The organism is Streptomyces sp. NPDC044719 (assembly GCF_056433405.1).
Map to the genome: position 1 here is coordinate 380,023 of NZ_JBWKHE010000005.1, position 25,867 is coordinate 405,889.

Genomic DNA, 25,867 nt, shown 5'->3' on the forward strand with positions numbered 1-25,867 from the left:
TCGCGGCAGTACCCATGACCGGACGGAAGTCACATGTTCATGCCCGCCGTGAGCCGGTTAGGTTCGGGGGCATGGAGAACCTGCTGCGACCGCTGATCGTGGTCGGTGGCTCGGTCGTGCTCACGCTAGTGATCGGCTGGGCGACCGACTTCCTGCTGCGCAAGGCCGACGAACGGCACCACGAGACCCCGCTGTGGGGTCTGCTCCGCCGCGGCCGCATCCCCTACCAGCTCGTGCTCTTCGCGGCCCTGCTGAGAGGGTCCTACGACGAGGCGGACCTGCTTCCGAGCCGCGACGAGGCCATCGGCCGGGCGCTGACCCTGGTACTGATCGGGTCGACCGCCTGGCTGGTGATCCGTATCGCGGGGGCGATCGTCGAGACGTCGTACAGCCGGTACGCCAGCGCCCGGGCCCACCGCGACCCGGCCAGGGTCCGCCGGGTGCGCACCCAGGTGACGCTGATCATGCGGGTGGTGTCCGCGATCGTCGGCGTGGTGGCCGCGGCGAGCATGCTGCTGACCTTCCCGGCGTTCCGGGCGGCGGGCGCCTCGCTGCTGGCCTCGGCCGGCATCCTCGGCATCGTCGCCGGTGTCGCCGCCCAGTCCACGCTGAGCAACATGTTCGCGGGGTTCCAGATCGCCTTCGGCGACATGGTGCGCATCGGGGACACCGTCGTGGTGGACGGCGAGTGGGGCACCGTCGAGGAGATCACGCTGACGTTCCTCACCGTCCACACCTGGGACGAACGCCGGATCACCATGCCGGTGTCGTACTTCACGTCCAAGCCGTTCGAGAACTGGTCGCGCGGCACCCCGCAGATGACCGGCATCGTCTTCTGGCACGTCGACCACACGGCCCCCGTGGACGCGATGCGCGACAAGCTCCGCGACATCCTGCGCGAGTGCCCGGCCTGGGACGGCCGCGCCTACAACCTGTCCGTCACGGACACCACCCCGAGCACCATGCAGGTGCGGGCCCTGGTGACCGCCAAGGACGCGGACGACATCTGGACGGTGCGGGTCACGGTGCGCGAGGAGATGGTCCGCTGGTTGGCCGACGAGCACCCGTACGCCCTCCCCCGGGTCAACACGGCGGACGCGATCCTGCCGCCGTCCTGGAACGGGAACGGCCACCGCCCGTCGCAGGACGGTGTCCCGCCCCAGCAGCGCCGCTACCACGGCTCGGCGAGGCCGGAACGCTGACGGAGGCCGGCCAGGAAGACGAGGAAGGGGCTGCCCGCGGTGCGGGCAGCCCCTTCCTCGTCTTCCTGGCCGATCTCAGTGGCCGCGCTCGGCGCCTCCGTTGACCTGGATGATCTGGGAGGTGACGTGCCCGGCACCCGGGGAGGCGAGCCAGTGCAGCGTCTCGGCGACGTCTCCGGGTGTTCCGGCCCGCCCGTTCGAGGTCTCCGCGACGAGCCGCTCCCGCCGTTCCTCGGCCATCGCGCTCCCGAAGAACTCGGTGTCCTCGATGTAGCCGGGCGCGACCACGTTCACGGTGATGCCGCGCGGTCCCAGCTCCCGGGCCAGGTCATGGGCGTAAGGGTGCAGCCCCGCCTTGGCCGCCCCGTACGCCCCGCTCCCCGATCCCCGGTAGGCGGCGATGGATCCGAGGAACAGCACCCGCCCGCCGGGCTCGGCGAGTCGCGGCTTCAGCGCCTCGGTGAGCAGTACGGACGTCAGGAGGTTGAGCCGGAAGTTCACGCTCCAGTTGTGCGCGAGGGCCTCCAGCGGATCGTCGCTCCCGGCCTCGGGTTCCAGCAGTCCGCTGCCTCCGGCGCTGTGCACGAGCACGTCCACGGCCCCGAACTCCCGCTTCACGAACCCGGCGACATCCCGCACGTCCCCCGGTTCGGCTAGATCCGCCGCATACGTCAGCGCCCCGGGCACCTCTGCCTTCCCCAGCACATCGGCCCGCCGCCCGAGCAGCAACACCCGGTCCCCGCCCGCGGCGAACACCCGGGCCGCCGCGAGCCCGATCCCCGTTCCTCCACCACTGATCACTACATTGCGTGCCATACCCACGACCCTACGATCCGTCAGCCGCCGACCCCAAAAACCCGGCCGGACCCGCCTCAGCGCATCGACCGCACATCAAGATGCCGCAACACCCGGTCCACGACCTCCGGATCGGCCCCCGGCTCACTCCGCGCCGCCAGCACCTCGTGCCGCGCCGCGCTCAGCATCTCCTGCTGGATCCGCCGCACCCGCTTCACCCGCCGCGCGCGCTCCCGGGAAGCCTCCCGCCGCTCGTCCTCCGCGACCTCGGGACTGATCCGCACCCCGATGTCGAAGGCCCGCCGCAGCATCTGCTCGGACAACTCCTCCGGGAGCTCCTCTTCCTCCTCGATCTCGCGCAGCCTCCGCTTCGCCGCCTTGGACGCCCGGATCGCCAGTTCCTTCGCGAGTTCCTTCTCCTGATCCGTGTCGGCTTTCACGCCCAGCCGCCGTACCAGCCACGGCAACGTCAGCCCCTGCACCACCAGCGTCGCCACGATCACCCCGAAGGCGATGAAGATGAGCTCGTCCCGGCTGGGGAACGGCGCGCCCGTGTCCGTCTCCAGCGGAATGGCCAGCACCAGCGCCACCGAGGCCACTCCGCGCATCCCCGACCACCACATGACCACGGTCTCGCGCCAGCTCACCGGGATGTCCTCGTCGTAGTCCCGCCGCGCGTGCAGGCGTTTGGTCAGCCAGGTCGCCGGCAGCAGCCACAGCAGCCGTACGAACACGACGACGGCCACCACCACCGCCGCCCAGCCGAGCAGTTCGCCCCACCGGCCGGACGCGGTGCGAATGGCGTTGTGCAGTTCGAGGCCGACCAGACCGAACGCGACGCCGGTGACGAGGGTGTCGACGATGTTCCAGAACGTGTGCCCGGCCAGCCGTGTCATGACGTCGTCGGCGTCGGATCCGTACTCCGCGAGGAACACCGCGGTGGTGAGCACCGCGAGCACTCCGGACCCGTGCAGTTCCTCGGCCATGACGTACGAGGCGTACGGCACCAGCAGGGTCAGCCCGATCTGCAGGGTCGCGTCCCCGAGCAGCTCCATCAGCTTGTTCGCGCCCCAGCCGAGCCCGATGCCCACGACCACCCCCACCACGGCCGACAGCACCAGGTCGAGCCCGGCCTGCCAGGGCGAGAACGTCCCGCTGACGGCGGCGGCGATCGCCACGTGGTAGAGGACGATGGCCGTCACGTCGTTGAACAGTCCCTCGCCCTCCAGGATCGACACCAGCCGGCGCGGCAGCCCCAGCTGCCCGGCGACGGCGGTCGCCGCGACCGGGTCGGGCGGCGCGACCAGCGCACCGAGCGCGAACGCCGCGGCCAGCGGCAGCCCCGGCACGATCGCGTCGGCCGTGGCCGCCACACAGGCCATGGTGACGAACACCAGCGCCACGGCCAGCAGGAAGATCGGCCTCTTGTTCGCCGCGAACTGCCGCCATGACGTGCGGCGCACAGCGGCGTACAACAGGGGCGGCAGCAGCAGCGGCAGGATGAGGTCCGGCGGGATCTCGACGTTCGGTACGAACTCGAGCAGCGCGAGGACTATGCCCAGGAGCGTCATCAGCACCGGCGCGGGCACCCGCAGCCGGTCCCCGACCGGGACGCTGATCACGGCCCCGAGCAGCAGCACGAACAACAGGGCCAACTGATCCACGGTCAGCGCTCCGGGAGGTCAGACGGTCACACGACTGACCTCAAGCCTGCCACGCAACTCCACGGACAAACCGTTTCGGCACCCGCGGCGAGCGGCTACAGCGAACGCCGCATCCCCTGGTGCGGGATGCCCGCCTCCAAGTACTCCGGCCCGTACGCCTCGTAGCCGAGCCGCGTGTAGAAGCCGAGCGCGTGCGTCTGGGCGTGCAGATCGACGGCCTCGAGCCCTCGCGCGCGTGCCGCGTCCTCGATGGCCCGCACCAGGGCGACACCGACACCGAGGCCGCGCGCCTGGCCGGCCACGGCCAGCCGGCCCAGCGAGCCCACGGACGGGCCGGCCCCGGTCTGCGCCACGGCCGCCTCGCCGTACAGCAGCCGCCCGGTCCCGAGCGGCACGCCGTCCTCCTGAACGGCCAGGACGTGCACCGCCCCCGCGTCGTACGCGTCGTACTCGAGGTCCTCCGGCACGCCCTGCTCGCCGACGAAGACCTCCTTGCGCACCGCGAAGCACGCCTCACGGTCGCCGGGGTCCTCCGCGACGCGCACCGCATACCGCGGGGTGCTCATGCGTACGTCTCCTCCCGGACCTGGTCCAGGGCCTTCTGCAGGTCCTCCGGGTAGTCGCAGGAGAACTCCGCCCACCGCCCGTCCCCAGGGTGCTCGAAGCCGAGGCGCACCGCGTGCAGCCACTGGCGGGTCAGGCCGAGGCGTTTGGCGAGGGTCGGGTCGGCGCCGTAGGTCAGGTCGCCGACGCAGGGGTGCCGGTGGGCGGCCATGTGGACGCGGATCTGGTGGGTGCGGCCGGTCTCCAGCTTCACGTCGAGAAGCGACGCCGCGCGGAAGGCCTCGATGAGGTCGTAGTGCGTGACGGACGGCTTGCCCTCGGCGGTGACCGCCCACTTGTAATCGTGGTGCGGGTGACGGCCGATGGGCGCGTCGATGGTGCCGCTGGTCGGGTCGGGGTGGCCCTGGACGAGCGTGTGGTACCGCTTGTCGACCGTGCGCTCCTTGAACTGGCGCTTCAGGGAGGTGTACGCGTACTCCGACTTGGCCACGACCATCAGCCCGGACGTGCCGACATCGAGGCGGTGCACGATGCCCTGGCGCTCCGCGGCACCGGAGGTGGAGATCCGGTACCCGGCGGCGGCCAGGCCCCCGATGACGGTCGGGCCGGTCCATCCCGGCGACGGGTGCGCGGCGACACCCACCGGCTTGACGATCACGACCACGTCATCGTCGTCGTGCACGATCTCCATGCCCTCGACCGGCTCGGCCACCACCTGCACCGGCGCGGGCGCCTGCGGCATCTCGACCTCCAGCCAGGCGCCGCCGTGCACACGCTCCGACTTGCCGACCACCGACCCGTCGACCGTGACCTTCCCCGCGGCGGCGAGTTCGGCCGCCTTGGTCCGGGAGAAGCCGAACATGCGGGAGATGGCGGCGTCGACGCGCTCGCCCTCCAGTCCGTCGGGCACGGGCAGGGTACGGATCTCGGGAATCGTGCTCACCCGTCGAGTATGCCGGACGGGTCCGACAGCCCCGTACGGCGCCTGTCAGTCCTTGTGGACGGTGCCGTCCGGGTCGAGCCCCTTGAAGGACAGCAGCACGATCAGGATGCCGCCGCACACGATCGCCGAGTCGGCCAGGTTGAAGACGGCGAAGTGCTTGGGCGCGATGAAGTCCACGACGGCGCCCTCGAAGACACCCGGAGCCCGGAAGATCCGGTCGGTGAGGTTGCCCAGCGCACCGCCGAGCAGCATTCCGAGCGCGAGTGCCCAGGGCAGGCTGTAGAGCTTGCGGGCGAGCCGGGCGATGACGACGATCACCGCCGCCGCGATCATGGTGAAGATCACCGTGAAGGCCTCGCCGAAGCCGAAGGCCGCACCCGCGTTGCGGATCGCCTCGAACTTCAGCCAGTCCCCGATGATCTCGATCGGCGGGTGGTGCTCCAGCTTGGCCACCACGATCATCTTGGTGATCAGATCGAGGGCGTACGCGAACGAGGCGACGGCGAACAGCACCGCGATACGGCGCTTGCCCCGGGGCCGCGCGTCCGTGGCCTCCGGCTCACCCGTGCCGGGCTCCCCGGCGGCCCGGGTGCCCTCGGAGTCGGCGCGCTCGCCCGACGCCGCGTTCTCGGGCCGCTCCCGCCCGTCCCCGGCAGCATCCGGTGTGTCCGGCGTACCGATGATGCGCTCCGCCTCTGCCACGTGAGTCCCTCAACCTAGGTGCCTGACTGAGGACGAGGGTACGACACACCCTGTGGGCCCCACGTGCTCAGGCGGCATTCGGTCGTCGGTCAGTACCTGCGCTCCTGCTTCTGCTTGCACTCCACGCACAGCGTGGCCCGCGGGAAGGCCTGCATCCGGGCCTTGCCGATGGCGTTGCCGCAGTTCTCGCACAGGCCGTAGGTGCCCGAGTGCAGGCGGTCCAGGGCGCGCTCGGTCTGGATGAGCATTTCGCGCGCGTTGGCGGCCAGGGCCAGCTCGTGCTCGCGGGTGATGTTCTTGGTGCCGGTGTCCGCCTGGTCGTCGCCCGCTCCGTCCCCGGAGTCGCGCATCAGACCCGCGAGCGAGCGCTCCGACGACGTGATCTCCTCACGCAGCCGGGTCTCCTCGGACGTCAGCTCGGCACGCGCCTCCTCGACCTCCGCCTCCGTCCAGGGGTCCTCCCCGGGGCGTACCGCGAGCTCACCGGGCTCCGCCGCGGCGACCCGTGCCTTCGGGACGGCGGTCTTGGCCGCCGTCGCCGTGCCAGGAGTCTTCTTCGCACCCACCGTGGTCGCTCCCGTCTGCGTCGCGGTCTCGGCCGCGCCCGCCTTCTCGGCCGTGCTGTTCCCGGCCTTGTCCTGTGTGACCGCTCCGGTCCGGGCAGTGCCCTTCCCGGCCGCGCTCTTCGTGGTGGTGCTCTTGCCTCCGGCGCGCACGCCCTCGGCCCCGACGCCCTGCTCAGCGGCGACGGCCTTGGCGGCCTTCGCCCTCTTGACCGCGGCCTTCTTCTCCGCGACCTCGCCGGCAGCCGCCTTCTTGCCTGCGGCCTTCTCTGCTGCCGTCCCGCTCACAGCCGCCTTCTTACCCGCGGCCCTCTTCTCCGCCGTCCCGCCCACAGCCGCCTTCCTACCCGCGGCCTTCTCTTCTACCGTCCCGCTCACAGCCGCTTTCCTACCCGCGGCCTTCTCTTCTACCGTCCCGCTGACAGCGGCCTTCTTGCCCCCGGCCCTCTTCTCCGCCGCCCCGCCCACAGCGGCCTTCTTGCCCCCGGCCCTCTTCTCCGCCGCCCCGCCCACAGCGGCCTTCTTACCCGCGGCCCTCTTCTCCGCCGCCCCGCCCACAGCGGCCTTCTTACCCGCGGCCTTCTGCTCCGCATCCGCAGCGGCCTTTTTGGCCGCCGCCTTCTTGCCCGCGGCCTTCACGCCCGCAGCTTTCTGGGCCGCGACTTCCGCGCCTGCGGCCTTCACGCCCGCAGCTTTTTCGGCCGCGACTTCCGCGCCCGCAGCCCTCTCGGCCGCGGTCTTCTTGGCCGTCGCCTTCCTGACCGCCGTTTTCTTGGTCCCCGCCTTCTTCGCCGCGGTTCTCTCAAGCCGTGCCTTCTCGACCTCGGTCTTCTCGGCCGCGGCCTTCTCGACCTCGGCCCTGCCGGCCCCAGTCTTCTCGACCGCGGTCTCCCCGGCCTCCGTTTTTTGGCTCCGCCCCTTGGCCTCCGCCGTCTTCGCCGCGACCTTCCTGGCCACGGCCTTTCCTGCCGCGGTCTTCTTGGCCGTCGCCTTCTTGACCGCCGCCTTGGTCCGGGTGACAGCCGCCTTCGTCCCCTCGGTCGCCTTGGCGGTCGCCCCCTTCGCCGCCCGCCCCGCCGATCCTCCCTGGGTGGTCTTCTTCCCGCCCGGGTTCTTGGGCGCACCGCCGGAGGCCTCCGCGGGCCTGCCGGACGCCGGCTGCTGTACGGCGGTCTTCTTCGCCACCATGGCCGCGGCCCCTTCACATATTGTGATCTTGCTCGCGAATCGTGCTGGGACGATAAATCGACTTGAGTCCCGCGGCAACGGGGCACACCGCCCGATTCGCCCGCCTCGCGCATGCCGCGCGGCGAGCCTGCATCCGTTGTGCCCAGCTCCCCGCCCGGTAATCCGCCGAGCAGGACGTCCCAGGATCCGAACACCCATACCACTCCAATTGGGTCATCAAACCCAAACAACGCCTCTTGCGCCACCCCGTCCCCGGCGGCCCCGAAAAGCGGTCGGCCGCTGTCCCCCCGGCGCCGTACACTGGGCGGAGCGAAAAGCGTGGATGGGGACGAGTAGCGGCGTACGCAGCCCAGAGCGACCCGGGGACGGTGGAAGCCCGGGGGCCAGCGCGACGTGAAGATCACCCCGGAGCCGCCGGAAGAAAGCCGCAGCCGAACAGCAGCGGTCAGTAGAGCCGGCATCGCGACCCCAATGAGGGGGCTCACCGGCGCACACCCCGCACCGGAGGGCCAAGGAGGGTGGTACCGCGGGAGCGCGCCGAAGGCGGCGCAGGCAATGACGTAGCTCTCGTCCCTCCGGACGGAAGGCAGCAAGTCCGCCGGAGGAAGCCCGCTGATGACATCGCCGACGTACCGCCAGGTACCCGCCCAGGTCGACCTGCCCGCCCTCGAGCACGCCGTGCTCACCTTCTGGGACGAGCAGAAGATCTTCACCAAGAGCCTGGAGCAGTCCGAGGGCCGCCCGGAGTGGGTCTACTACGAGGGCCCGCCCACCGCCAACGGCATGCCCGGCGCCCACCACATCGAGGCCCGCGTCTTCAAGGACGTCTTCCCCCGCTTCCGCACCATGCGCGGCTACCACGTCGCCCGCAAGGCCGGCTGGGACTGCCACGGCCTGCCCGTGGAGCTGGCGGTGGAGAAGGAGCTCGGCTTCTCCGGCAAGCAGGACATCGAGGCGTACGGCATCGCCGAGTTCAACGCGAAGTGCCGCGAGTCGGTGACCCGCCACACCAACGCCTTCGAAGAGCTCACGACGCGCATGGGGTTCTGGACCGACCTCAACGACCCGTACCGCACGATGGACCCCGCGTACATCGAGTCGGTCTGGTGGTCGCTGAAGGAGATCTTCAACAAGGGCCTGCTGGTCCAGGACCACCGCGTCGCCCCCTGGTGCCCCCGCTGCGGCACGGGCCTGTCGGACCACGAGCTGGCCCAGGGCTACGAGACGGTCGTCGATCCGTCCGTGTTCGTCCGCTTCCCGCTCACCTCCGGCCCGCTGGCCGGCGAGGCCGCGCTCCTGGTGTGGACGACCACGCCCTGGACCCTGGTCTCCAACACGGCCGTCGCCGCGCACCCCGAGGTCACCTACGTCGTCGCCACCGACGGCGAGGAGAAGCTGGTCGTGGCCGAGCCTCTGCTCGCCAAGGCCCTCGGCGAGGGCTGGGAAACCACCGGCCAGACCTTCACGGGCGCCGAGATGGAGCGCTGGACGTACCAGCGCCCCTTCGAGCTGGTGGAGTTCCCGGCCGAGGCCCACTACGTGGTCAACGCCGACTACGTCACGACCGAGGACGGCACGGGTCTGGTCCACCAGTCCCCCGCCTTCGGTGAGGACGACCTCAAGGTCTGCCGCTCCTACGGCCTGCCGGTCGTGAACCCGGTCCGCCCGGACGGCACCTTCGAGGAGGACGTCCCCCTCGTCGGCGGCGTCTTCTTCAAGAAGGCCGACGAGAAGCTCACCGAGGACCTCGACAGCCGCGGCCTGCTCTTCCGGCACATCCCGTACGAGCACAGCTACCCGCACTGCTGGCGCTGCCACACCGCGCTTCTCTACTACGCGCAGCCCTCCTGGTACATCCGCACCACGGAGATCAAGGACCGTCTCCTCGCGGAGAACGAGAACACCAACTGGTTCCCGGACACGGTCAAGCACGGCCGGTACGGCGACTGGCTGGACAACAACATCGACTGGGCGCTGTCCCGCAACCGCTACTGGGGCACGCCGCTGCCCATCTGGCGCTGCGAGGACGACCACCTCACCTGCGTCGGCTCCCTCACCGAGCTGACCGAGCTGACCGGCACCGACCAGTCGGGGCTGGACCCGCACCGCCCCTTCATCGACGCGGTCACCTTCGCCTGCCCGCAGGACGGATGCGGCAGCACGGCCACGCGTGTGCCCGAGGTCATCGACGCCTGGTACGACTCGGGTTCGATGCCGTTCGCGCAGTGGGGCTACCCGTACAAGAACAAGGAGACCTTCGAGGCCCGCTACCCGGCGCAGTTCATCTGCGAGGCCATCGACCAGACCCGCGGCTGGTTCTACACGCTGATGGCGGTCGGCACCCTGGTCTTCGACAAGTCGTCGTACGAGAACGTGGTCTGTCTCGGCCACATCCTCGCCGAGGACGGCCGCAAGATGTCCAAGCACCTGGGCAACACCCTGGAGCCCATCCCGCTCATGGACCGGCACGGCGCCGACGCGGTCCGCTGGTTCATGGCGGCCGGCGGCTCCCCCTGGGCGGCCCGCCGCGTCGGCCACGGCACCATCCAGGAGGTCGTCCGCAAGACGCTCCTCACCTACTGGAACACGGTCGCCTTCCAGGCCCTGTACGCCCGTACGTCGGGCTGGGCCCCGTCCGAGGCCGACCCGGCTCCGGCCGACCGCCCGGTGCTGGACCGCTGGCTGCTGTCCGAACTGCACGCGCTCACCGACCAGGTCACCCAGGCCCTCGACGCCTACGACACCCAGCGCGCCGGCAAGCTGCTGTCCGCGTTCGTCGACGACCTGTCGAACTGGTACGTGCGCCGCTCCCGTCGCCGCTTCTGGCAGGGCGACAAGGCGGCGCTGCGCACGCTGCACGAGGTCGTCGAGACGGTGACGCAGCTGATGGCCCCGCTGACCCCGTTCATCACCGAGCGGGTCTGGCAGGACCTGATCGTTCCGGTCACCCCGGGTGCCCCGGAGTCGGTCCATCTGTCCTCCTGGCCGCAGGCGGACCTCACGGCCATCGACCCGGAGCTGTCGAAGCAGATGGTGCTGGTGCGCCGGCTCGTGGAGCTGGGCCGTGCCACGCGCGCGGAGTCGGGCGTCAAGACGCGTCAGCCGCTGTCGCGCGCCCTGATCGCCGCGTCGGGCTTCGACGCGCTGGACTCCGGTCTGCGCGCACAGATCACGGAGGAGCTGAACGTCGAATCGCTCGCGACCCTGAGCGACGTCGGCGGCAGCCTGGTCGACACCACGGCCAAGGCCAACTTCCGCGCGCTGGGCAAGCGGTTCGGCAAGCGCGTCCAGGACGTGGCCAAGGCCATCGCGAACGCGGACGCGGCCGGCCTGTCCCTGGCCCTGCGCGAGGGCACGGCGGCGGTGGAGGTCGACGGCGAGACCGTCGCGCTCGCCCCCGATGAGGTGATCATCACGGAGACGCCGCGTGAGGGCTGGTCGGTGGCGTCGGACTCGGGTGCCACGGTCGCCCTCGACCTGGAGATCACGGAGGAACTCCGGCGCGCGGGCCTGGCCCGTGACGCGATCCGGCTGATCCAGGAGGCCCGCAAGAACAGCGGCCTCGACGTGGCCGACCGCATCGCGTTGCGCTGGACCGCCACGGACGAGGCGACGGTCGCGGCCCTGACCGGCCACGCCGGCCTGATCGCCGACGAGGTCCTCGCCACGGACTTCGCTCAGGGCGAGGCGGACGGCGGCTACGGCGAGCCCTTCACGGACGAAGGCCTGTCCCTGACGTTCTGCCTGCGCAAGGCGTAACGCTCAGGCCGAAGGCCCGGTCCCGCCAAAGATCTTGGCGGGACCGGGCCTTCGGCGTTGCGTACGCACGAACGCGGTTGCGTGCGCACGAACGCGATTGCGTACGGACGAACAGGCATGGCAACCCGAACCGGCATGGCAAAAGGGCGAGGCCCCGGGATCACCCCGGGGCCTCGCCCTGAACGCTGCCGATGCCTACGCCGTACTACTGGCCATCAGGCCGTCAGTTGTCATCCTCGTCGATCAGGAAGCCCCGCATGGGCGAGGGCGCCTGACCCATCGGCGACGGGCCCTGCGGACGCACGGGCGCCATCGGCTGGGTCATCGCCGGCGACATCTGCTGCTGGCCGCCGTAGGACGGACCGGACGGCGACGGGCCGCCGCCCATCGTCTGGTTGCCACCGCCGTAGGACGGGGCGCTCGCGCCGGCCGGAGCCATGGAAGGCGCCGGGGACGGCGGGAGCGACGCCGCAGCCGGAGTGCGCGGCGGAGCCAGCGAGTCGTCGGCCTGGGTCTCCAGCTGGCGCAGCTGCGACTCCAGGTACGACTTCAGGCGCGTGCGGTACTCGCGCTCGAAGCCGCGCAGGTCCTCGACCTTGCGCTCCAGCGTGGCGCGAGCGGACTCCAGGGAGCCCATCGCCACGCGGTGCTTCTCCTGCGCGTCCCGCTCCAGGGCATCGGCCTTGGCACGGGCGTCACGCTCCAGACCCTCGGCACGCGAACGCGCTTCCCCGACGATCTTGTTGGCTTCGGAACGGGCCTCGGCGATCGCCTGGTCGGCGGTCTGCTGGGCCAGCGAGAGGACACGGGCGGCGCTGTCGCCACCGGGGCCTCCTTGACCGGGGCCGCCCATCGGACCGCCCATGGGGCCGCCCATCGGGCCACCCATCTGCTGCTGCATCGGGGGCTGACCCATGGGGCCCGGACCGCCCGGACCCTGGCCCATCGGACCGGGGCCCTGCGGGCCACCCTGACCGCCGGGACCGGCGGGCAGCTGCGGGGCACCGCTCGGCAGCTGGGGCGGACCACCCATGGGGCCACCCATCTGCTGCTGCGGCGGGCCCGATATGCCGGCGGGTACGGGACCACCCGGACCGCGCATGCCCTGCTGCTGCTGTTGCTGCTGATCCTGCTGGGGCTCCGGAGGCTTGCGCATGTTCTGCTGGTTCTGGGCAGCAGCGCGCGTGGCCGCGGCCAGTTTGGCGCGCAGGTCCTCGTTCTCGCGGAGCAGGCGGGTCAGTTCGGCTTCGACCTCATCGAGGAAGGCATCGACCTCGTCCTCGTCATAGCCTTCTCGGAGGCGGACGGTCGTGAACTGCTTGTTCCGCACGTCCTCGGGGGTCAACGGCATCTCTTCACCTCAACGTAGTCGTCGGCATTCGGCAAGACGGTAGGTCACATCGCTCATCACAGCCGGCTCACGATCGAGATCAGGATGTAGACGATGATCATCAGTACGAAGAAGGACAGGTCTAGCGCCACGCCCCCGAGACGCAGCGGCGGAATGACCCGCCGCAGAAGCTTGAGCGGTGGATCAGTGACAGTGTAGGTGGCCTCCAGAACGACCACCATCGCCTTGCCGGGTTGCCATGAGCGGGCGAACTGGAAGACATAGTCCATGACCAACCGGAAGATGAGCACGATGAGGAAGCACATCAGCGCGATGTAGATGACATCCAAAACCACGCTCATGACCTGCGCTTCCCTCTCCCCTGTGCCCTGCTGGGTACTGCTGTTTCCGGTGGTGCGTCTCAGCTCTGGTTGAAGAACCCGCCCTCTGCGATGCGGGCCTTGTCCTCCGCCGTGACATCGACGTTAGCAGGCGACAACAGGAACACCTTCTGCGTCACCCGCTCGATACTGCCGTGAAGACCAAACACCAGACCAGCCGCAAAGTCGACAAGTCGCTTCGCATCTGTGTCATCCATCTCAGTCAGATTCATGATCACCGGAGTGCCTTCACGGAAGTGTTCCCCGATGGTACGGGCCTCGTTGTAGGTCCGTGGGTGGAGTGTGGTGATCCGGTAAGGCTCTCGTTCGGACACGACCTTGGGCATGATCACCGGTGCGTTCTTCTCCAGACTTGCGCGTTCTTGTGTGATGGATGCCACGGGCGCGATGCGCGCCGGGCGTCCGGATTCCGCGGGGAGCGAAGCGGAACGGGGGGCCGGTTCGCGAGGCACGGACGGCTGTACGACTCGTACCTCTTCGTCCCTTTGGGGCTGATGTGAGACGTGCGGCTGATGGGACGGCTCGTGCCGTCGGTGGTCCCGCTCGGGCTCCGGGTCCAGTTCGGGTTCGAAGTCGTCGTCGGGGTCGAATCCGCGGCCGTCGTACCCATCGTCCTCCACGAGGCCGAGGTAGACCGCCATCTTGCGCATCGCGCCGGCCATGCTCTGAGTCCTCCGCTCTGTGGTGGATCTGCTGACGACTGCCAAGTGCCTGCGATCCACGAGGTCCTTGAGTCCGCCTATCGGCGGCAATGACCATATTTTCTGCTGTGGTCCGACTTCTTGGCGACGTTACCCGAGCCTGGGGCGGACTCCGAGTACCGCGCTGCCGACGCGCACATGTGTCGCTCCGGCCGCCACGGCCTGTTCGAGGTCCGCACTCATCCCTGCCGAGACCATGGTGGCAGTCGGATGACTCCGGCGCAGGTCGGTCGACAAAACCATCAACCGCTCGAACGCCGCCTGTTCGCGTCCGGCATACTCGCCGGTGAGCGGCGCGACGGTCATGAGTCCGCCGAGCCGCAACCCCGGCGCCTCGGCCACGAGGCCGGCCAACTCCTCGATCCCGCCGGGGGCCACGCCTCCCCGCTCACCCCTCGCGCTCTCCCCGGCGTCGAGCGCGACCTGGATGAGGCACCCCAGTTCGCGACCGGCGCGGACAGCTTCCTTCGACAGAGCTGTGACGAGCTTGGAACGATCGACGGACTGCACGAAGTCCGCGTAACCGACCACCGATCGCACCTTGTTGGTCTGGAGTTGACCGACGAAGTGCCACGAAAGGGGCAGATCCGCACAGGCGGCGGCCTTGGGTGCCGCGTCCTGGTCGCGGTTCTCGGCGACATGCCGCACCCCCAGCTCCGACAACATGCGCACATCGCTCGCGGGATAGGTCTTGGTGACCACGATCAGGGTCACTTCCTCGCGCCCCCGCCCGGCGGCCGCGCATGCGTCGGCGATGCGTCGCTCAACTTTCGCCAGATTTGCGGCGAGTTCGTCCTTACGGTCCGTCATGCCCTATCAGTCCAGCCACACATAGCCCGCGAGCCGACCGGTGGTGCGGTCGCGGCGGTACGAGAAGTGATCGTCCGACTCCAGCGTGCACACCGGAGACTGCGCCCGGTCGCGCACCCCGAGTCGTTCGAGCTGGGCGTGCACTCCGGCACTCACGTCGACCGCCGGAGTGCCCCAACTGGTTTCGGCGTACGCCGCCGGCTCGACGGCGGACACCTCGGCGCGCATCGCCTCGGGTACTTCGTAACACCGGCCGCAGACGGTGGGCCCGGTGCGGACGACGATCCGGGAAGGCTCGGCGCCCAGTTCGGTCATCGCGCGTAGCGCGGCCGGGACGACCCCGGCGATCATGCCGGGCCGGCCCGCGTGGGCCGCCGCGGCGATCCCGGCGACCGGGTCGGCGAGCAGGACCGGCACGCAGTCCGCGGTGAGCACGGCGAGGGCGAGCCCCCGCTTCACCGTGACGATCGCGTCGACCGACGGGATCTCGGACGAAGATCCCCACGGCCGGTCCACCACCGCCACGTCGGCCCCGTGCACCTGGTTCATCCAGACCACCCGGTCCGGCTCGACACCCAGGGACTTGGCGGCCAGGTCCCGGTTGGCGCGTACGGCGTCGGGGTCGTCGCCGACCGCTCCGCCGAGATTGAGCTCCTCATACGGAGCGGCGCTCACTCCGCCCCACCGGTCGGTGAAGCCGAAGTGCGCGCCGCTCACGCTTTCGCGCTGTCCTATCACGACTGAAGGATCACTTGAGGAAGTCCGGTACGTCCAGTTCCTCGGCCGCGCTGTCCGAGTAGGTCCGCGGCGCCGGCGGAACCGGCGGGGCGACCGGGATGTCATTGACCGGCTCCGGAGCGGGCTCCGGGTCCTCCTTCGGGGTCACGCTGCCGAGCGAGCCGAAGGACGGGCGGCTCTCGGTCTGCCGCGCCGGGGCCGGCTCCTCGCGCTTGGCCGAGGACGAGCCGAGGACGTTGTCCCGCTTGGACGGCGGCTGGCCGCCGTCGAAGCCGGCCGCGATCACGGTGACCCGGACCTCGTCGCCGAGGGCGTCGTCGATCACCGCACCGAAGATGATGTTGGCCTCGGGGTGAGCGGCCTCGCTGACCAGCTGGGCGGCCTCGTTGATCTCGAAGAGGCCGAGGTCGCTGCCGCCGGAGATGGAGAGGAGCACGCCGCGGGCGCCGTCGATGGACGCCTCCAGCAGCGGCGAGGAGATCGCCATCTCGGCCGCGGCCACCGCACGGTCGTCGCCGCGCGCCGAGCCGATGCCCATCAGCGCCGAGCCCGCCTCGGACATGACCGACTTGACGTCGGCGAAGTCGAGGTTGATGAGGCCCGGGGTGGTGATGAGGTCGGTGATGCCCTGGACACCGGAGAGCAGGACCTGGTCGGCCGACTTGAAGGCGTCCAGCACCGAGACCTGGCGGTCCGAGATGGACAGCAGCCGGTCGTTCGGGATGACGATGAGGGTGTCGACCTCTTCGCGGAGCTCGGCGATGCCGTCCTCGGCCTGATTCGCGCGGCGCCGTCCCTCGAAGGTGAACGGGCGCGTGACCACGCCGATGGTGAGAGCGCCGAGCGAGCGGGCGATGTTGGCCACGACGGGCGCGCCGCCGGTGCCGGTGCCGCCGCCTTCACCGGCTGTCACGAAGACCATGTCGGCCCCCTTGAGGACCTCCTCGATCTCCTCGCGGTGGTCCTCGGCGGCCTTGCGGCCCACGGCCGGGTTGGCTCCGGCGCCGAGTCCGCGGGTGAGTTCACGGCCGACGTCCAGCTTGACGTCGGCGTCGCTCATCAACAGAGCTTGCGCGTCGGTGTTGATGGCGATGAACTCGACGCCCTTGAGACCGACCTCGATCATCCGGTTGATGGCATTGACACCACCGCCGCCGACACCGATGACTTTGATGACTGCGAGGTAGTTCTGCGGTGCTGCCACGTCGAAGGCCTCTCGCCTCGAGTTACGTGTCGCCGAATCACCGTGGCGCGCTGCGCCCCGCGACCCGACGACTGATGCCGAATGGGACGGTCCGTATCGCCGACCCGAACCCTAACCCTGAAGTTTAGGGTTACCAGTGTGTCTGTTCCTTGGAGTCTTCTGAACAGGACACTAAGTCGACAAGTGGCGCACGTTCAACGAACACGCCGAACCTCCCGTTTTTCTTTTCACCCTATGTGATCAGCCGTAGCACTGCCCAACCAGGGTGCTGGCCTGCGCGGATGTGCGTCAACTCGCTGATGACGCGGGCGCGGTGGGAACACTCACGTCGAAGTAACGCGCGCCGGGCGAGGCTTTCATCAGGGCGGTGAGCGTACGGGCCTTGACCGCCCCCTTCTCGCTGCTGCCCCAGACGACCGTACGGCCGTCCCTCAACTCCAGCGAGATGTCGTCGTAGGAACGGACCTTGACGGTCTGTGTGCCGCGGGCGACGGCGGCCGGAACGGCACGGGCGACGACGACCGCCTCGCGCACCAGCCGGGCCTCGCCGAAGCGGCGCAGGCTCGCGGCCGCGGAGCTGGACCGGGACAGTGTCAATTCCAGTGCGGGCACGCCTTTCGGGGCCTCGGACACCGTGGCGAAACGGACACCTTCATCGTCCACTTCGACGAACTTTCCGCCCTTTTGGACAATCAGAACCGGAGTCCGCTCGACCACTTTCAGCCCGATTCCCTCGGGCCAGGAACGGACCACGTCAACCGAGTCAATTCGGGGCAATTTCCGGCGCAGTCGTGTCTCGATCGCTTCGGTGTCGACGGAAATCAGCGGCTTCCCGAGGGGAACGTCGGCGGCGGCCCGGACCTGAGCCGGTGTCAGGACCCTGGTGCCCGACACCGAGACGCGCTCGGCACGCAGCCAGTCGGAGCCGTAGAACAGCCAGACCGTGGGGAAGCCCAGGAAGACCAGGGCGAGGCCCAGGATGACAATCACACGAAGCCGGGCCCGCCTCGACCTTGGGCGGAGCGGCGGGCCGGACGACTTCTGCTGGCGTTCACCGCGCTCGGCGGTGGTCGATCCGGCCACGCTCCCCTGCCTTCCGTCATGCGGTCCTAGCGGTGTGCACGACTGGCGGCGATCGCCTCGTACACCATGCCGACGAGCAGGTCGTCGGCGTCCCGGCGGCCGAACTCGGCGGCGCTGCGGGACATCTGGTACAGCCGGTGCGGGTCGGCGAGCACGGGCAGCACGTTCTGCTGGACCCACTCGGGGGTCAGCTCCGCGTCGTCGACCAGCAGGCCGCCGCCGGCCTTGACCACCGGCTGGGCGTTGAGCCGCTGTTCGCCGTTGCCGATGGGCAGCGGGACGTAGGCGGCCGGGAGCCCGACGGCGGAGAGTTCGGCGACGGTCATCGCGCCCGCGCGGCAGAGCATCATGTCCGCCGCGGCGTACGCGAGGTCCATCCGGTCCAGATAACTTACCGGGATGTAGGGGGGCATTCCCGGCATCTGCTGGACCTGCGGCAGTTCGTTCTTCGGACCGACCGCGTGCAGGATCTGGATTCCGGCCTGCTGGAGCCAGGGCGCGACCTGCTGGACGACCTCGTTCAGGCGGCGGGCGCCCTGGGAGCCGCCGGTGACCAGCAGCGTGGGCAGGTTCGGGTCGAGACCGAAGGCTGCCCGGGCCTCGGGGCGGACGGCGGCCCGGTCCAGGGTGGCGATGGAGCGGCGCAGCGGGATGCCGATGTAGCGGGAGTTGCGCAGCTTGCTGTCCGGGGTGGAGACCGCGACCTGGCTGGCGTACCGCGAGCCGATCTTGTTGGCCAGGCCCGGGCGGGCGTTGGCCTCGTGGATGACGATCGGCACGCCGAGGCGCTTGGCCGCGAGGTAGCCGGGCAGGGCGACGTAGCCGCCGAAGCCGACCACGGCGTCCGCCCTGGTGCGCTCCAGGATCTGCTCGGTCGCCTTGATCGTCCCGCGCAGCCGTCCCGGGACGGTGATCAGCTCGGGGGTGGGCTTGCGCGGCAGCGGTACGGCGGGGATCAGCGCGAGTTCGTACCCACGCTCGGGCACGAGACGTGTCTCGAGGCCGCGCTCCGTTCCCAGGGCCGTGATGCCCACGCTCGGATCCTGCCTGCGCAGGGCGTCCGCGAGGGCGAGCGCGGGCTCGATGTGGCCCGCGGTTCCTCCGCCGGCGAGTACGACATGCACCGAAATTCACCGCTCTCCGGACGAGCGCGCCGCCGAGGCACGCCGTCGCATCGTGTTCCATCTCCGGGGACTCCGAATGGAACCGGTGCCCCCAGCCCCCCGCTTTCTACCAAAGCGGGGTTGCCGCATCGCAAGCGCTGCCCGCGCAGCGGGCTCGTCGCGTGCGAAGGCGATCAGCAGCCCGATGGCGAACATGGTCGGCAGCAGGGCGGATCCTCCGTAGGAGAACAGCGGGAGGGGGACGCCGGCGATCGGCAGCAGACCGAGCACCGCACCGATGTTGATCACGGCCTGGGCCGTGATCCAGGTGGTCACGCCTCCCGCGGCATACCTCACGAAGGGGTCCTCCGTGCGTCCGGCCACGCGGATACCCGCATAGCCTAGAGCCGCGAAGAGGGCGAGTACCGACAGCGTCCCCGCCAGGCCCAGTTCCTCACCGGTGACGGCGAAGATGAAGTCGGTGTGGGCTTCGGGGAGTTGGCCCCATTTCTCCACACTCGCACCCAGCCCGGAACCGAAGATTCCGCCCGAGGCCAGGGCATAGATGCCGTGTACGGCCTGCCAGCAGTCGACGGGACCGGACTGGGGTTCGGTGGCGCCGAGGCACTGCAGCCGGGCCATGCGGTTGGCGCTGGTCTTGATGAGGATCAGGCCGAGCACGGCGGCGATCGACAGCACCCCGGCGAACAGCCGCGTGGGCGCGCCGGCCAGCCAGAGCAGACCGAACAGGATGGCCGTGAGGATGATCGCCGTACCCATGTCGCCGCCGATCATGATCAGCCCGAGCAGCATGAAGGCGGCCGGCACCAGCGGGACGAGCATGTGCTTCCACTGGGTCAGCAGCTTCCTGTCCTGCTTGCGGGCGAGCAGGTCGGCGCCCCACAGCACGAGGGCGAGCTTGCCGAACTCGCTGGGCTGGATCTGGAAGGAGCCGCCGACCGCGATCCAGTTCTGGTTGCCGTTGACCGACACTCCTATCCCCGGGATCTGCACCAGGGTCATCAGGAAGACGGCACCCGCGAGGATGGGGTAGGCCAGCGCCCGGTGCAGCTTCACCGGCATCCGTGAGGCGGCGAACAGCAGCCCCGCGCCGATCACCGCCGCGAGCAGCTGCTTGCGGAAGAAGTACGAGCCGGGCAGCGACATCTGCAGCGCGGTGATCTGGGAGGCCGAGTAGACCATCACCAGCCCCAGCACCGTGATCAGCAGGCTGCCGCCGAAGATCAGGTAGTAGGCGGTCAGCGGCCGGTCCCAGCCCCTGCGCGCCCGCAGGTACAGGCCCAGGACGCCGCTCTCGCGCACCGGCCGGGGCGTGACGGGCCGGCGGACGGGCCGCTGCGCGGGCGGCCCTCCGGTACGGCTACCGGGCATGGACGTCTCCCGTGAGAGCGCGTGGGACGGGCGGGGGCGTCGGCCCCGGGTCGGCGGCGGGTGTCCGCCGGTTCGTCTCGGGCCACATCCGAGTCACGCGTCCCTCCAAGGGTCCCGAAGCACCCGCCGTGGCCGAGACCGACCGTCAGGTGCCCGCGCCGAGTGCGCGAACCGCCTCCGCGAACGCGTCACCACGCTTGTTGTAGTTGGTGAACATGTCCATCGAGGCGCAGGCCGGGGCCAGCAGCACCGTGTCGCCGGGCTGTGCGAGCCGCCGCGCCTCCTGGACAGCCTGGAGCATCGCCCCAGTGTCGGTCCGGTCGAGGTCGACGACGGGTACTTCCGGGGCGTGTCGCGCGAGGGCTTCGCGGATGAGCGCGCGGTCCGCGCCGATCAGCACGGCACCGCGCAGACGCTTCGCCGACTTGGCGACCAACTCGTCGAAGACGGCACCCTTCGCGAGCCCGCCCGCGATCCACACGATGGGCTCGTACGCCGCCAACGAGGCTTCCGCCGCATGCGTGTTGGTGGCCTTGGAGTCGTCGACGTACGCGACGCCGTCCACGTCGGCCACGTGCGCGATGCGATGGGCGTCCGGGGTGAAGGCCCGCAGACCGTCCCGTACGGCCTTGGCGGGCACTCCGTAGGCCCGGGCGAGGGCCGCCGCCGCGAGGGCGTTGGCGATGTTGTGCGGGGCCGGCGGGTTCACGTCGGCGACCTCGGCCAGCTCCTGGGCGTTCTTCTGCCGGTTCTCGACGAAGGCGCGGTCGACCAGGATGCCCTCCACGACACCGAGTTGGGAGGGGCCGGGCGTGCCCAGGGTGAAGCCGATGGCGCGGCACCCCTCCTCGACGTCGGCCTCGCGGACCAGGTCCTCGGTGGACGGCTTGTCGGTGGCGTCCACGTTGTAGACGCAGGCGACGCGATTGCCCTCGTAGATACGGCCCTTGTCGGCGGCGTACGCCTCCATGGAGCCGTGCCAGTCGAGGTGGTCGGGGGCGAGGTTCAGCACGGCGGCCGAGTGGGCGCGCAGCGACGGCGCCCAGTGCAGCTGGTAGCTGGACAGCTCCACGGCCAGCACGTCGTACTGCTCCTCGCCGAGCACCGCGTCCAGGAGCGAGACGCCGATGTTGCCGACGGCGGCCGTGCGCAGGCCCGCCGCCGTCAGGATCGAGGCGAGCATCTGGACGGTGGTGGTCTTGCCGTTGGTGCCCGTGACGGCCAGCCAGTCAGCGGCGTCGGGGCCGCGCAGGCGCCACGCCAGCTCGACGTCGCCCCAGACCGGGACACCCGCCTGCGCCGCCGCCGCGAACAGCGGCTTGTCCGGCTTCCAGCCGGGTGCGGTGACGATCAGTTCGGAGCCCTCGGGCAGCGTGTCGCCGTCACCGAGGCGCACGGTGATGCCGAGCGCCTCCAGCTCGGCGGCCTGCGCCCGGGCGCGCTCGTCGGCGCCGTCGTTGACGACCGTGACGATCGCGCCGAGGCCGTGCAGCACCTTGGCCGCCGGGACGCCGGAGACGCCGAGCCCGGCGACGGTGATGCGCTTGCCCTGGAAGTCGAAGGGCTCCGAGGAGGTCACTTGTCCGCTGCCCATCCTGCGTAGAAGAGGCCAAGTCCGACGATCACACAAATGCCCTGAATGATCCAGAAGCGGACCACGACGAGCACTTCGGACCAGCCCTTGAGTTCGAAGTGGTGCTGGAGTGGCGCCATCCGGAAGACCCGCTTCCCGGTGAGGCGGAAGGACCCGACCTGGATCACCACGGACATGGTGATCAGGACGAAGAGGCCGCCGAGGATGGCGAGCAGCAGCTCGGTGCGGGAGCAGATCGCGAGGCCGGCGAGCACACCGCCGAGTGCGAGCGAACCGGTGTCACCCATGAAGATCTTGGCCGGCGAGGTGTTCCACCACAGGAAGCCGAGACAGGCGCCCATCAGCGCGGAGGCGACCACCGCGAGGTCGAGCGGGTCTCTCACCTCGTAGCACGCGCCCGGGTTGGTCAGGGTCTGCGCGTTGGCGCAGGACTCCTGGAACTGCCAGACGCCGATGAAGGTGTAGGCACCGAAGACCAGCACCGAGGCTCCGGTGGCCAGACCGTCCAGACCGTCGGTCAGGTTCACACCGTTCGACATCGCGAGAATCATGAACAGCGCCCAGACCACGAACAGCACGGGGCCGATCGTCCAGCCGAAGTCCGTGATGAACGACAGCTTCGTGGAGGCGGGGGTGTTGCCGCGGTTGTCCGCGAACTGCAGCGACAGCACCGCGAACCCGATGCCCACGATCAGCTGGCCGGCCATCTTCGCCTTGGCCCGCAGACCCAGCGAACGCCGCTTGACGATCTTGATGTAGTCGTCGAGGAAGCCGACCAGACCCATGCCGACCATCAGGCCGAGCACCAGCAGACCCGAGAAGGTCGGTGCCGCGTCGGCCTCCGGGTCCAGATAGCCCGTGATCACCTTGGCCAGGAAGTACGCGGCGACCGTCGCCAGGATGAAGGCGATACCGCCCATGGTCGGCGTACCGCGCTTGCTGGCGTGCTCACGCGGGCCGTCGTCGCGGATGTACTGGCCGTAGCCCTTGCGGGCGAGCAGCTTGATCAGCAGCGGGGTACCGACCAAGGTCAGGAAGAGGCCAATGACTCCTGCGAACAGGATCTGCTTCATCATCGGGCGGAAACCTCACCCTCGGCACCGGACTCGAGGAGCGCCTGCGCCACGCTCTCGAGGCCGACCGAACGGGACGCCTTCACGAGTACGACGTCTCCCGGGCGCAACTCGCTGCGCAACAGGTCGACCGCCGCCTGTGCGTCGGACACGTGCACCGACTCCTCACCCCACGAACCCTCGTTATATGCGCCCAGTTGCAGCCAGGCGGCTTCCCTGCCACCGACCGCGACGAGCTTGCTGACGTTGAGCCGGACGGCGAGCCGTCCGACCGCGTCGTGCTCGGCGAGAGCCTCGTCCCCCAGCTCGGCCATCTTGCCGAGCACCGCCCAGGTCCGCCGCCCCTTGCCCATCGCCGCGAGCGCGCGCAGAGCGGCTCGCATGGACTCGGGGTTCGCGTTGTAGGCGTCGTTGACGATCGTCACGCCGTCCGGGCGCTCGGTGACCTCCATCCGCCAGCGGGAGAGGGAGCCCGCCTCGGAGAGCGCCACGGCGATCTCGTCTGCGGACATGCCCAGTTCGTGGGCGACGGCGGCCGCGGCGAGCGCGTTCGACACGTGGTGCTCACCGTACAGGCGCATGGTCACGTCACTTGCACCGGAGGGTGTGTGAAGCCTGAACGAGGGCTGTCCGGTGTCCGTGAGTCGCACGTTCTCGGCGGAGACGTCCGCTTCGCCGGACTCTCCGAAAAAGATCACCTTCGCCTTCGTACGGGTGGCCATGGCCCGTACGTAGGGGTCGTCCGCGTTGAGGATCGCGGTACCGCCGTCGGCCTCGGACGGCAGTGCCTCCACCAGTTCGCCCTTGGCCTGTGCGATCTGCTCACGGCCGCCGAACTCGCCGATGTGGGCGCTGCCGACGTTGAGGACGAGGCCGACCTTCGGGGGCGTCAGACCGGCGAGGTAGCTGATGTGCCCGATGCCGCGGGCGCCCATCTCCAGGACGAGGAACCTGGTCTCCTCGGTCGCGCTGAGCGCGGTCAGCGGCAGCCCGATCTCGTTGTTGAGCGAGCCCGGCGTGAACACCGTCGGCGCCTTGCTCCGGAGCACCTGCGCGATGAGGTCCTTGGTGCTGGTCTTGCCCGCCGAGCCGGTGAGGGCGACGAGAGTGGCTCCGAGACGTCGTACGACGTGCCGGGCGAGGGCGCCGAGGGCCGTCTGGACGTCGTCCACGACGATCGCGGGCACGCCGACGGGCCGGGTGCCGAGCACGGCCACCGCTCCCGCCTCGACGACCGCCGCCGCGTAGTCGTGTCCGTCCACGCGCTCGCCGGCGAAGGCGGCGAACAGGCTGCCCGGCACCGCCTCGCGGGAGTCACGGACGACCGGGCCCGTGACCTGGACGGAGGGGTCCGGTATGTCGTGTGTCTGCCCGCCGACGACTTCTGCGATCTCGGCGAGGGAGAGGGCGATCACAAGTTCATCCCCTGGGTCTTCTGGATTTTCATCCCTGGGTCTTCTGGACGGCTTCGCGAAGTACCTGGCGGTCGTCGAAGGGACGGACCACCCCGGCGATGTCCTGGCCCTGCTCGTGGCCCTTGCCCGCGACCAGCACGGTGTCGCCGGGCTCGGCGCGGGCGACGGCGGCGGCGATCGCGGCGGCCCGGTCCTCGAAGACCTGCACCTCGCCGCGCTCGTGCGCGGGCACGGAGGCCGCGCCCTGGAGCATCGTGGCGAGGATCGCGAGGGGGTCCTCGCCGCGCGGGTTGTCGGAGGTCAGTACAGCGGTGTCGGCGAGCCGGGCCGCCGCGGCCCCCATGGGCTCGCGCTTGGTCTTGTCCCGGTCGCCGCCGCAGCCGAGGACGATGTGCAGCTTGCCCTCGGTGACCTTGCGCAGGGCGCGCAGCACGGACTCGACGGCGTCGGTCTTGTGGGCGTAGTCGACGACCGCGAGGTAGGGCTGTCCGGCGTCCACGCGCTCCAGACGGCCCGGCACGCCGGGTACGGCGGCCACACCGTCGGCGGCGGCCTGCGGGTCGAGGCCGGCGACGGCGAGGGCGACGATCGCGGCGAGGGTGTTGGCCACGTTGAAGGGGCCCGGCAGCGGCGACTTGGCGCTGATCCGCTCACCCTTGGGCCCGATGACGGTGAACGTCGAGTCCAGCTGGCCGACCTCGACGTCCTCGGCGCGCCAGTCGGCGTCGGGGTGGCCCTCCGCGGAGTAGGTGACGACCGGGACGGTGGCTTCGTTGGCCAGCCTGCGGCCGTACTCGTCGTCGACGTTGACCACGCCGAGTTTGCCGCGTTTCGGCGTGAACAGCTGCGCCTTGGCCTGGAAGTAGTCCTCCATGCCGGAGTGGAACTCCATGTGCTCCGGGCTGAGGTTGGTGAAGACGCCGATGTCGAAGACGCAGCCGTCGACCCGGCCGAGGACCAGGGCGTGGCTGGAGACCTCCATGGCGACCGCGTCGACGCCGCGTTCGCGCATGACGGCGAACAGGGCCTGGAGGTCGGTGGCCTCGGGGGTGGTGCGCTCGGACTTGATGCGCTCGTCGCCGATGCGCATCTCGACCGTGCCGATCAGGCCGGTGGACCTGACGGTCTTCAGGCCGCCCTCGACGAGGTAGGCGGTGGTGGTCTTGCCGGAGGTACCGGTGATGCCGATCTGGAGCAGGTCCCGGCCGGGGTGGCCGTAGATCGTCGCGGCCAGCTCGCCCATCCGCCCGCGGGGGTCGTCGACGACGAGGACCGGCAGCCCGGACGCCGCGGCGCGCTCCGCGCCGGTCGGGTCGGTCAGCACGGCGGCCGCGCCGAGGCCGGCGGCCTGCGTGACGAAGTCGGCGCCGTGCAGCCGGGCGCCCGGGAGGGCGGCGTACAGGTCGCCGGGACGCACGGCGCGTGAGTCGTGGGTGATGCCCGTGACCTCGGCGGCGCTCTCCGGCGTTGGAGCACCCAGCTGATCGGAGAGCTCCGCGAGGGGTGTGGCGGAGACCTGCACCGGCCTGGGCGGCCCGGGGTATGTCACGGGATGCCCCTTCTGGGTGGTTTGGGACTGATCAGCGTGTGGCACGGCGGTGAGCGTACCGGGCGTACCCGCCTCCGGGCGAAGTGAGGGGGCG

The 25,867-nt window shown here is 70.2% G+C and carries 21 protein-coding genes; 2 read left to right on the plus strand and 19 right to left on the minus strand.

What is annotated here, in order from left to right; genetic code table 11:
- Positions 1–71: 71 nt before the first annotated feature.
- On the plus strand, positions 72–1,202 hold the full coding sequence (locus tag AC07DF_RS21905; RefSeq protein ID WP_478973713.1) for a mechanosensitive ion channel family protein: 1,131 nt from the start codon (positions 72–74) through the stop codon (positions 1,200–1,202).
- Positions 1,203–1,277: 75 nt separating this feature from the next.
- Here the strand turns inward: AC07DF_RS21905 and AC07DF_RS21910 are convergent, their stop codons facing one another.
- The 6 genes from AC07DF_RS21910 to AC07DF_RS21935 all read right to left on the minus strand — a co-directional run bounded on the left by AC07DF_RS21910 (position 1,278) and on the right by AC07DF_RS21935 (position 7,621).
- A complete protein-coding gene (locus tag AC07DF_RS21910) occupies positions 1,278–2,018 on the minus strand; it encodes an SDR family NAD(P)-dependent oxidoreductase (protein WP_478973716.1) in 741 nt (246 codons plus the stop codon).
- Between the two features lie 56 nt (positions 2,019–2,074).
- Positions 2,075–3,661: a Na+/H+ antiporter gene (locus AC07DF_RS21915; RefSeq protein ID WP_478973719.1), complete on the minus strand. Its 1,587-nt coding sequence runs from the start codon at positions 3,659–3,661 to the stop codon at positions 2,075–2,077.
- A 95-nt stretch (positions 3,662–3,756) separates the two neighbouring features.
- Positions 3,757–4,227 carry a GNAT family N-acetyltransferase gene (locus tag AC07DF_RS21920; protein ID WP_478973722.1) on the minus strand — a complete coding sequence of 157 codons (471 nt, stop codon included), beginning with the start codon at positions 4,225–4,227 and terminating at the stop codon, positions 3,757–3,759.
- Positions 4,224–5,168: an RluA family pseudouridine synthase gene (locus AC07DF_RS21925; RefSeq protein ID WP_478973725.1), complete on the minus strand. Its 945-nt coding sequence runs from the start codon at positions 5,166–5,168 to the stop codon at positions 4,224–4,226. The genes AC07DF_RS21920 and AC07DF_RS21925 overlap by 4 nt, the downstream gene beginning before the upstream one ends.
- A 45-nt stretch (positions 5,169–5,213) precedes the next feature.
- A complete protein-coding gene (gene lspA / locus AC07DF_RS21930; RefSeq protein ID WP_478973728.1) occupies positions 5,214–5,870 on the minus strand; it encodes a signal peptidase II in 657 nt (218 codons plus the stop codon).
- Between the two features lie 89 nt (positions 5,871–5,959).
- Positions 5,960–7,621: a TraR/DksA family transcriptional regulator gene (locus tag AC07DF_RS21935; RefSeq protein ID WP_478973731.1), complete on the minus strand. Its 1,662-nt coding sequence runs from the start codon at positions 7,619–7,621 to the stop codon at positions 5,960–5,962.
- Positions 7,622–8,236: 615 nt separating this feature from the next.
- On the opposite strand from AC07DF_RS21935, the gene ileS reads away from it, so the two are divergent.
- Positions 8,237–11,380, plus strand: a complete 3,144-nt coding sequence (gene ileS / locus AC07DF_RS21940) for an isoleucine--tRNA ligase (protein ID WP_478973734.1) — start codon at positions 8,237–8,239, stop codon at positions 11,378–11,380.
- A 223-nt stretch (positions 11,381–11,603) separates the two neighbouring features.
- Here the strand turns inward: ileS and AC07DF_RS21945 are convergent, their stop codons facing one another.
- The 13 genes from AC07DF_RS21945 to AC07DF_RS22005 all read right to left on the minus strand — a co-directional run bounded on the left by AC07DF_RS21945 (position 11,604) and on the right by AC07DF_RS22005 (position 25,773).
- On the minus strand, positions 11,604–12,731 hold the full coding sequence (locus AC07DF_RS21945) for a DivIVA domain-containing protein (protein ID WP_399020654.1): 1,128 nt from the start codon (positions 12,729–12,731) through the stop codon (positions 11,604–11,606).
- A 56-nt stretch (positions 12,732–12,787) separates the two neighbouring features.
- Positions 12,788–13,072: a YggT family protein gene (locus tag AC07DF_RS21950; RefSeq protein ID WP_115908676.1), complete on the minus strand. Its 285-nt coding sequence runs from the start codon at positions 13,070–13,072 to the stop codon at positions 12,788–12,790.
- A gap of 59 nt (positions 13,073–13,131) precedes the next feature.
- Complete coding sequence (locus AC07DF_RS21955) at positions 13,132–13,773, minus strand: cell division protein SepF (RefSeq protein ID WP_184596554.1); 642 nt, start codon at positions 13,771–13,773, stop codon at positions 13,132–13,134.
- 129 nt (positions 13,774–13,902) lie between these two features.
- Positions 13,903–14,622: a YggS family pyridoxal phosphate-dependent enzyme gene (locus AC07DF_RS21960; protein ID WP_478973740.1), complete on the minus strand. Its 720-nt coding sequence runs from the start codon at positions 14,620–14,622 to the stop codon at positions 13,903–13,905.
- Positions 14,623–14,628: 6 nt separating this feature from the next.
- Positions 14,629–15,360, minus strand: a complete 732-nt coding sequence (gene pgeF, locus AC07DF_RS21965; RefSeq protein WP_478973743.1) for a peptidoglycan editing factor PgeF — start codon at positions 15,358–15,360, stop codon at positions 14,629–14,631.
- A 10-nt stretch (positions 15,361–15,370) separates the two neighbouring features.
- Entirely contained in the window at positions 15,371–16,564 is a 1,194-nt protein-coding gene (gene ftsZ / locus AC07DF_RS21970) for a cell division protein FtsZ (protein WP_189729071.1), read from the minus strand.
- Between the two features lie 288 nt (positions 16,565–16,852).
- On the minus strand, positions 16,853–17,647 hold the full coding sequence (locus AC07DF_RS21975) for a cell division protein FtsQ/DivIB (RefSeq protein WP_478973747.1): 795 nt from the start codon (positions 17,645–17,647) through the stop codon (positions 16,853–16,855).
- 26 nt (positions 17,648–17,673) lie between these two features.
- Complete coding sequence (murG, locus tag AC07DF_RS21980; protein WP_382499101.1) at positions 17,674–18,771, minus strand: undecaprenyldiphospho-muramoylpentapeptide beta-N-acetylglucosaminyltransferase; 1,098 nt, start codon at positions 18,769–18,771, stop codon at positions 17,674–17,676.
- A gap of 6 nt (positions 18,772–18,777) precedes the next feature.
- Positions 18,778–20,142 carry a putative lipid II flippase FtsW gene (gene ftsW, locus AC07DF_RS21985; protein WP_478973751.1) on the minus strand — a complete coding sequence of 455 codons (1,365 nt, stop codon included), beginning with the start codon at positions 20,140–20,142 and terminating at the stop codon, positions 18,778–18,780.
- Positions 20,143–20,287: 145 nt separating this feature from the next.
- Positions 20,288–21,736, minus strand: a complete 1,449-nt coding sequence (gene murD, locus AC07DF_RS21990; RefSeq protein WP_478973754.1) for a UDP-N-acetylmuramoyl-L-alanine--D-glutamate ligase — start codon at positions 21,734–21,736, stop codon at positions 20,288–20,290.
- Positions 21,718–22,809: a phospho-N-acetylmuramoyl-pentapeptide-transferase gene (gene mraY, locus AC07DF_RS21995; protein WP_030248707.1), complete on the minus strand. Its 1,092-nt coding sequence runs from the start codon at positions 22,807–22,809 to the stop codon at positions 21,718–21,720. Before mraY ends, murD begins: the two co-directional genes overlap by 19 nt.
- Positions 22,809–24,224 carry a UDP-N-acetylmuramoyl-tripeptide--D-alanyl-D-alanine ligase gene (locus AC07DF_RS22000; protein ID WP_478973758.1) on the minus strand — a complete coding sequence of 472 codons (1,416 nt, stop codon included), beginning with the start codon at positions 24,222–24,224 and terminating at the stop codon, positions 22,809–22,811. The genes mraY and AC07DF_RS22000 overlap by 1 nt, the downstream gene beginning before the upstream one ends.
- A 28-nt stretch (positions 24,225–24,252) precedes the next feature.
- Entirely contained in the window at positions 24,253–25,773 is a 1,521-nt protein-coding gene (locus tag AC07DF_RS22005) for a UDP-N-acetylmuramoyl-L-alanyl-D-glutamate--2,6-diaminopimelate ligase (RefSeq protein WP_478973761.1), read from the minus strand.
- Positions 25,774–25,867 lie beyond the last annotated feature (94 nt).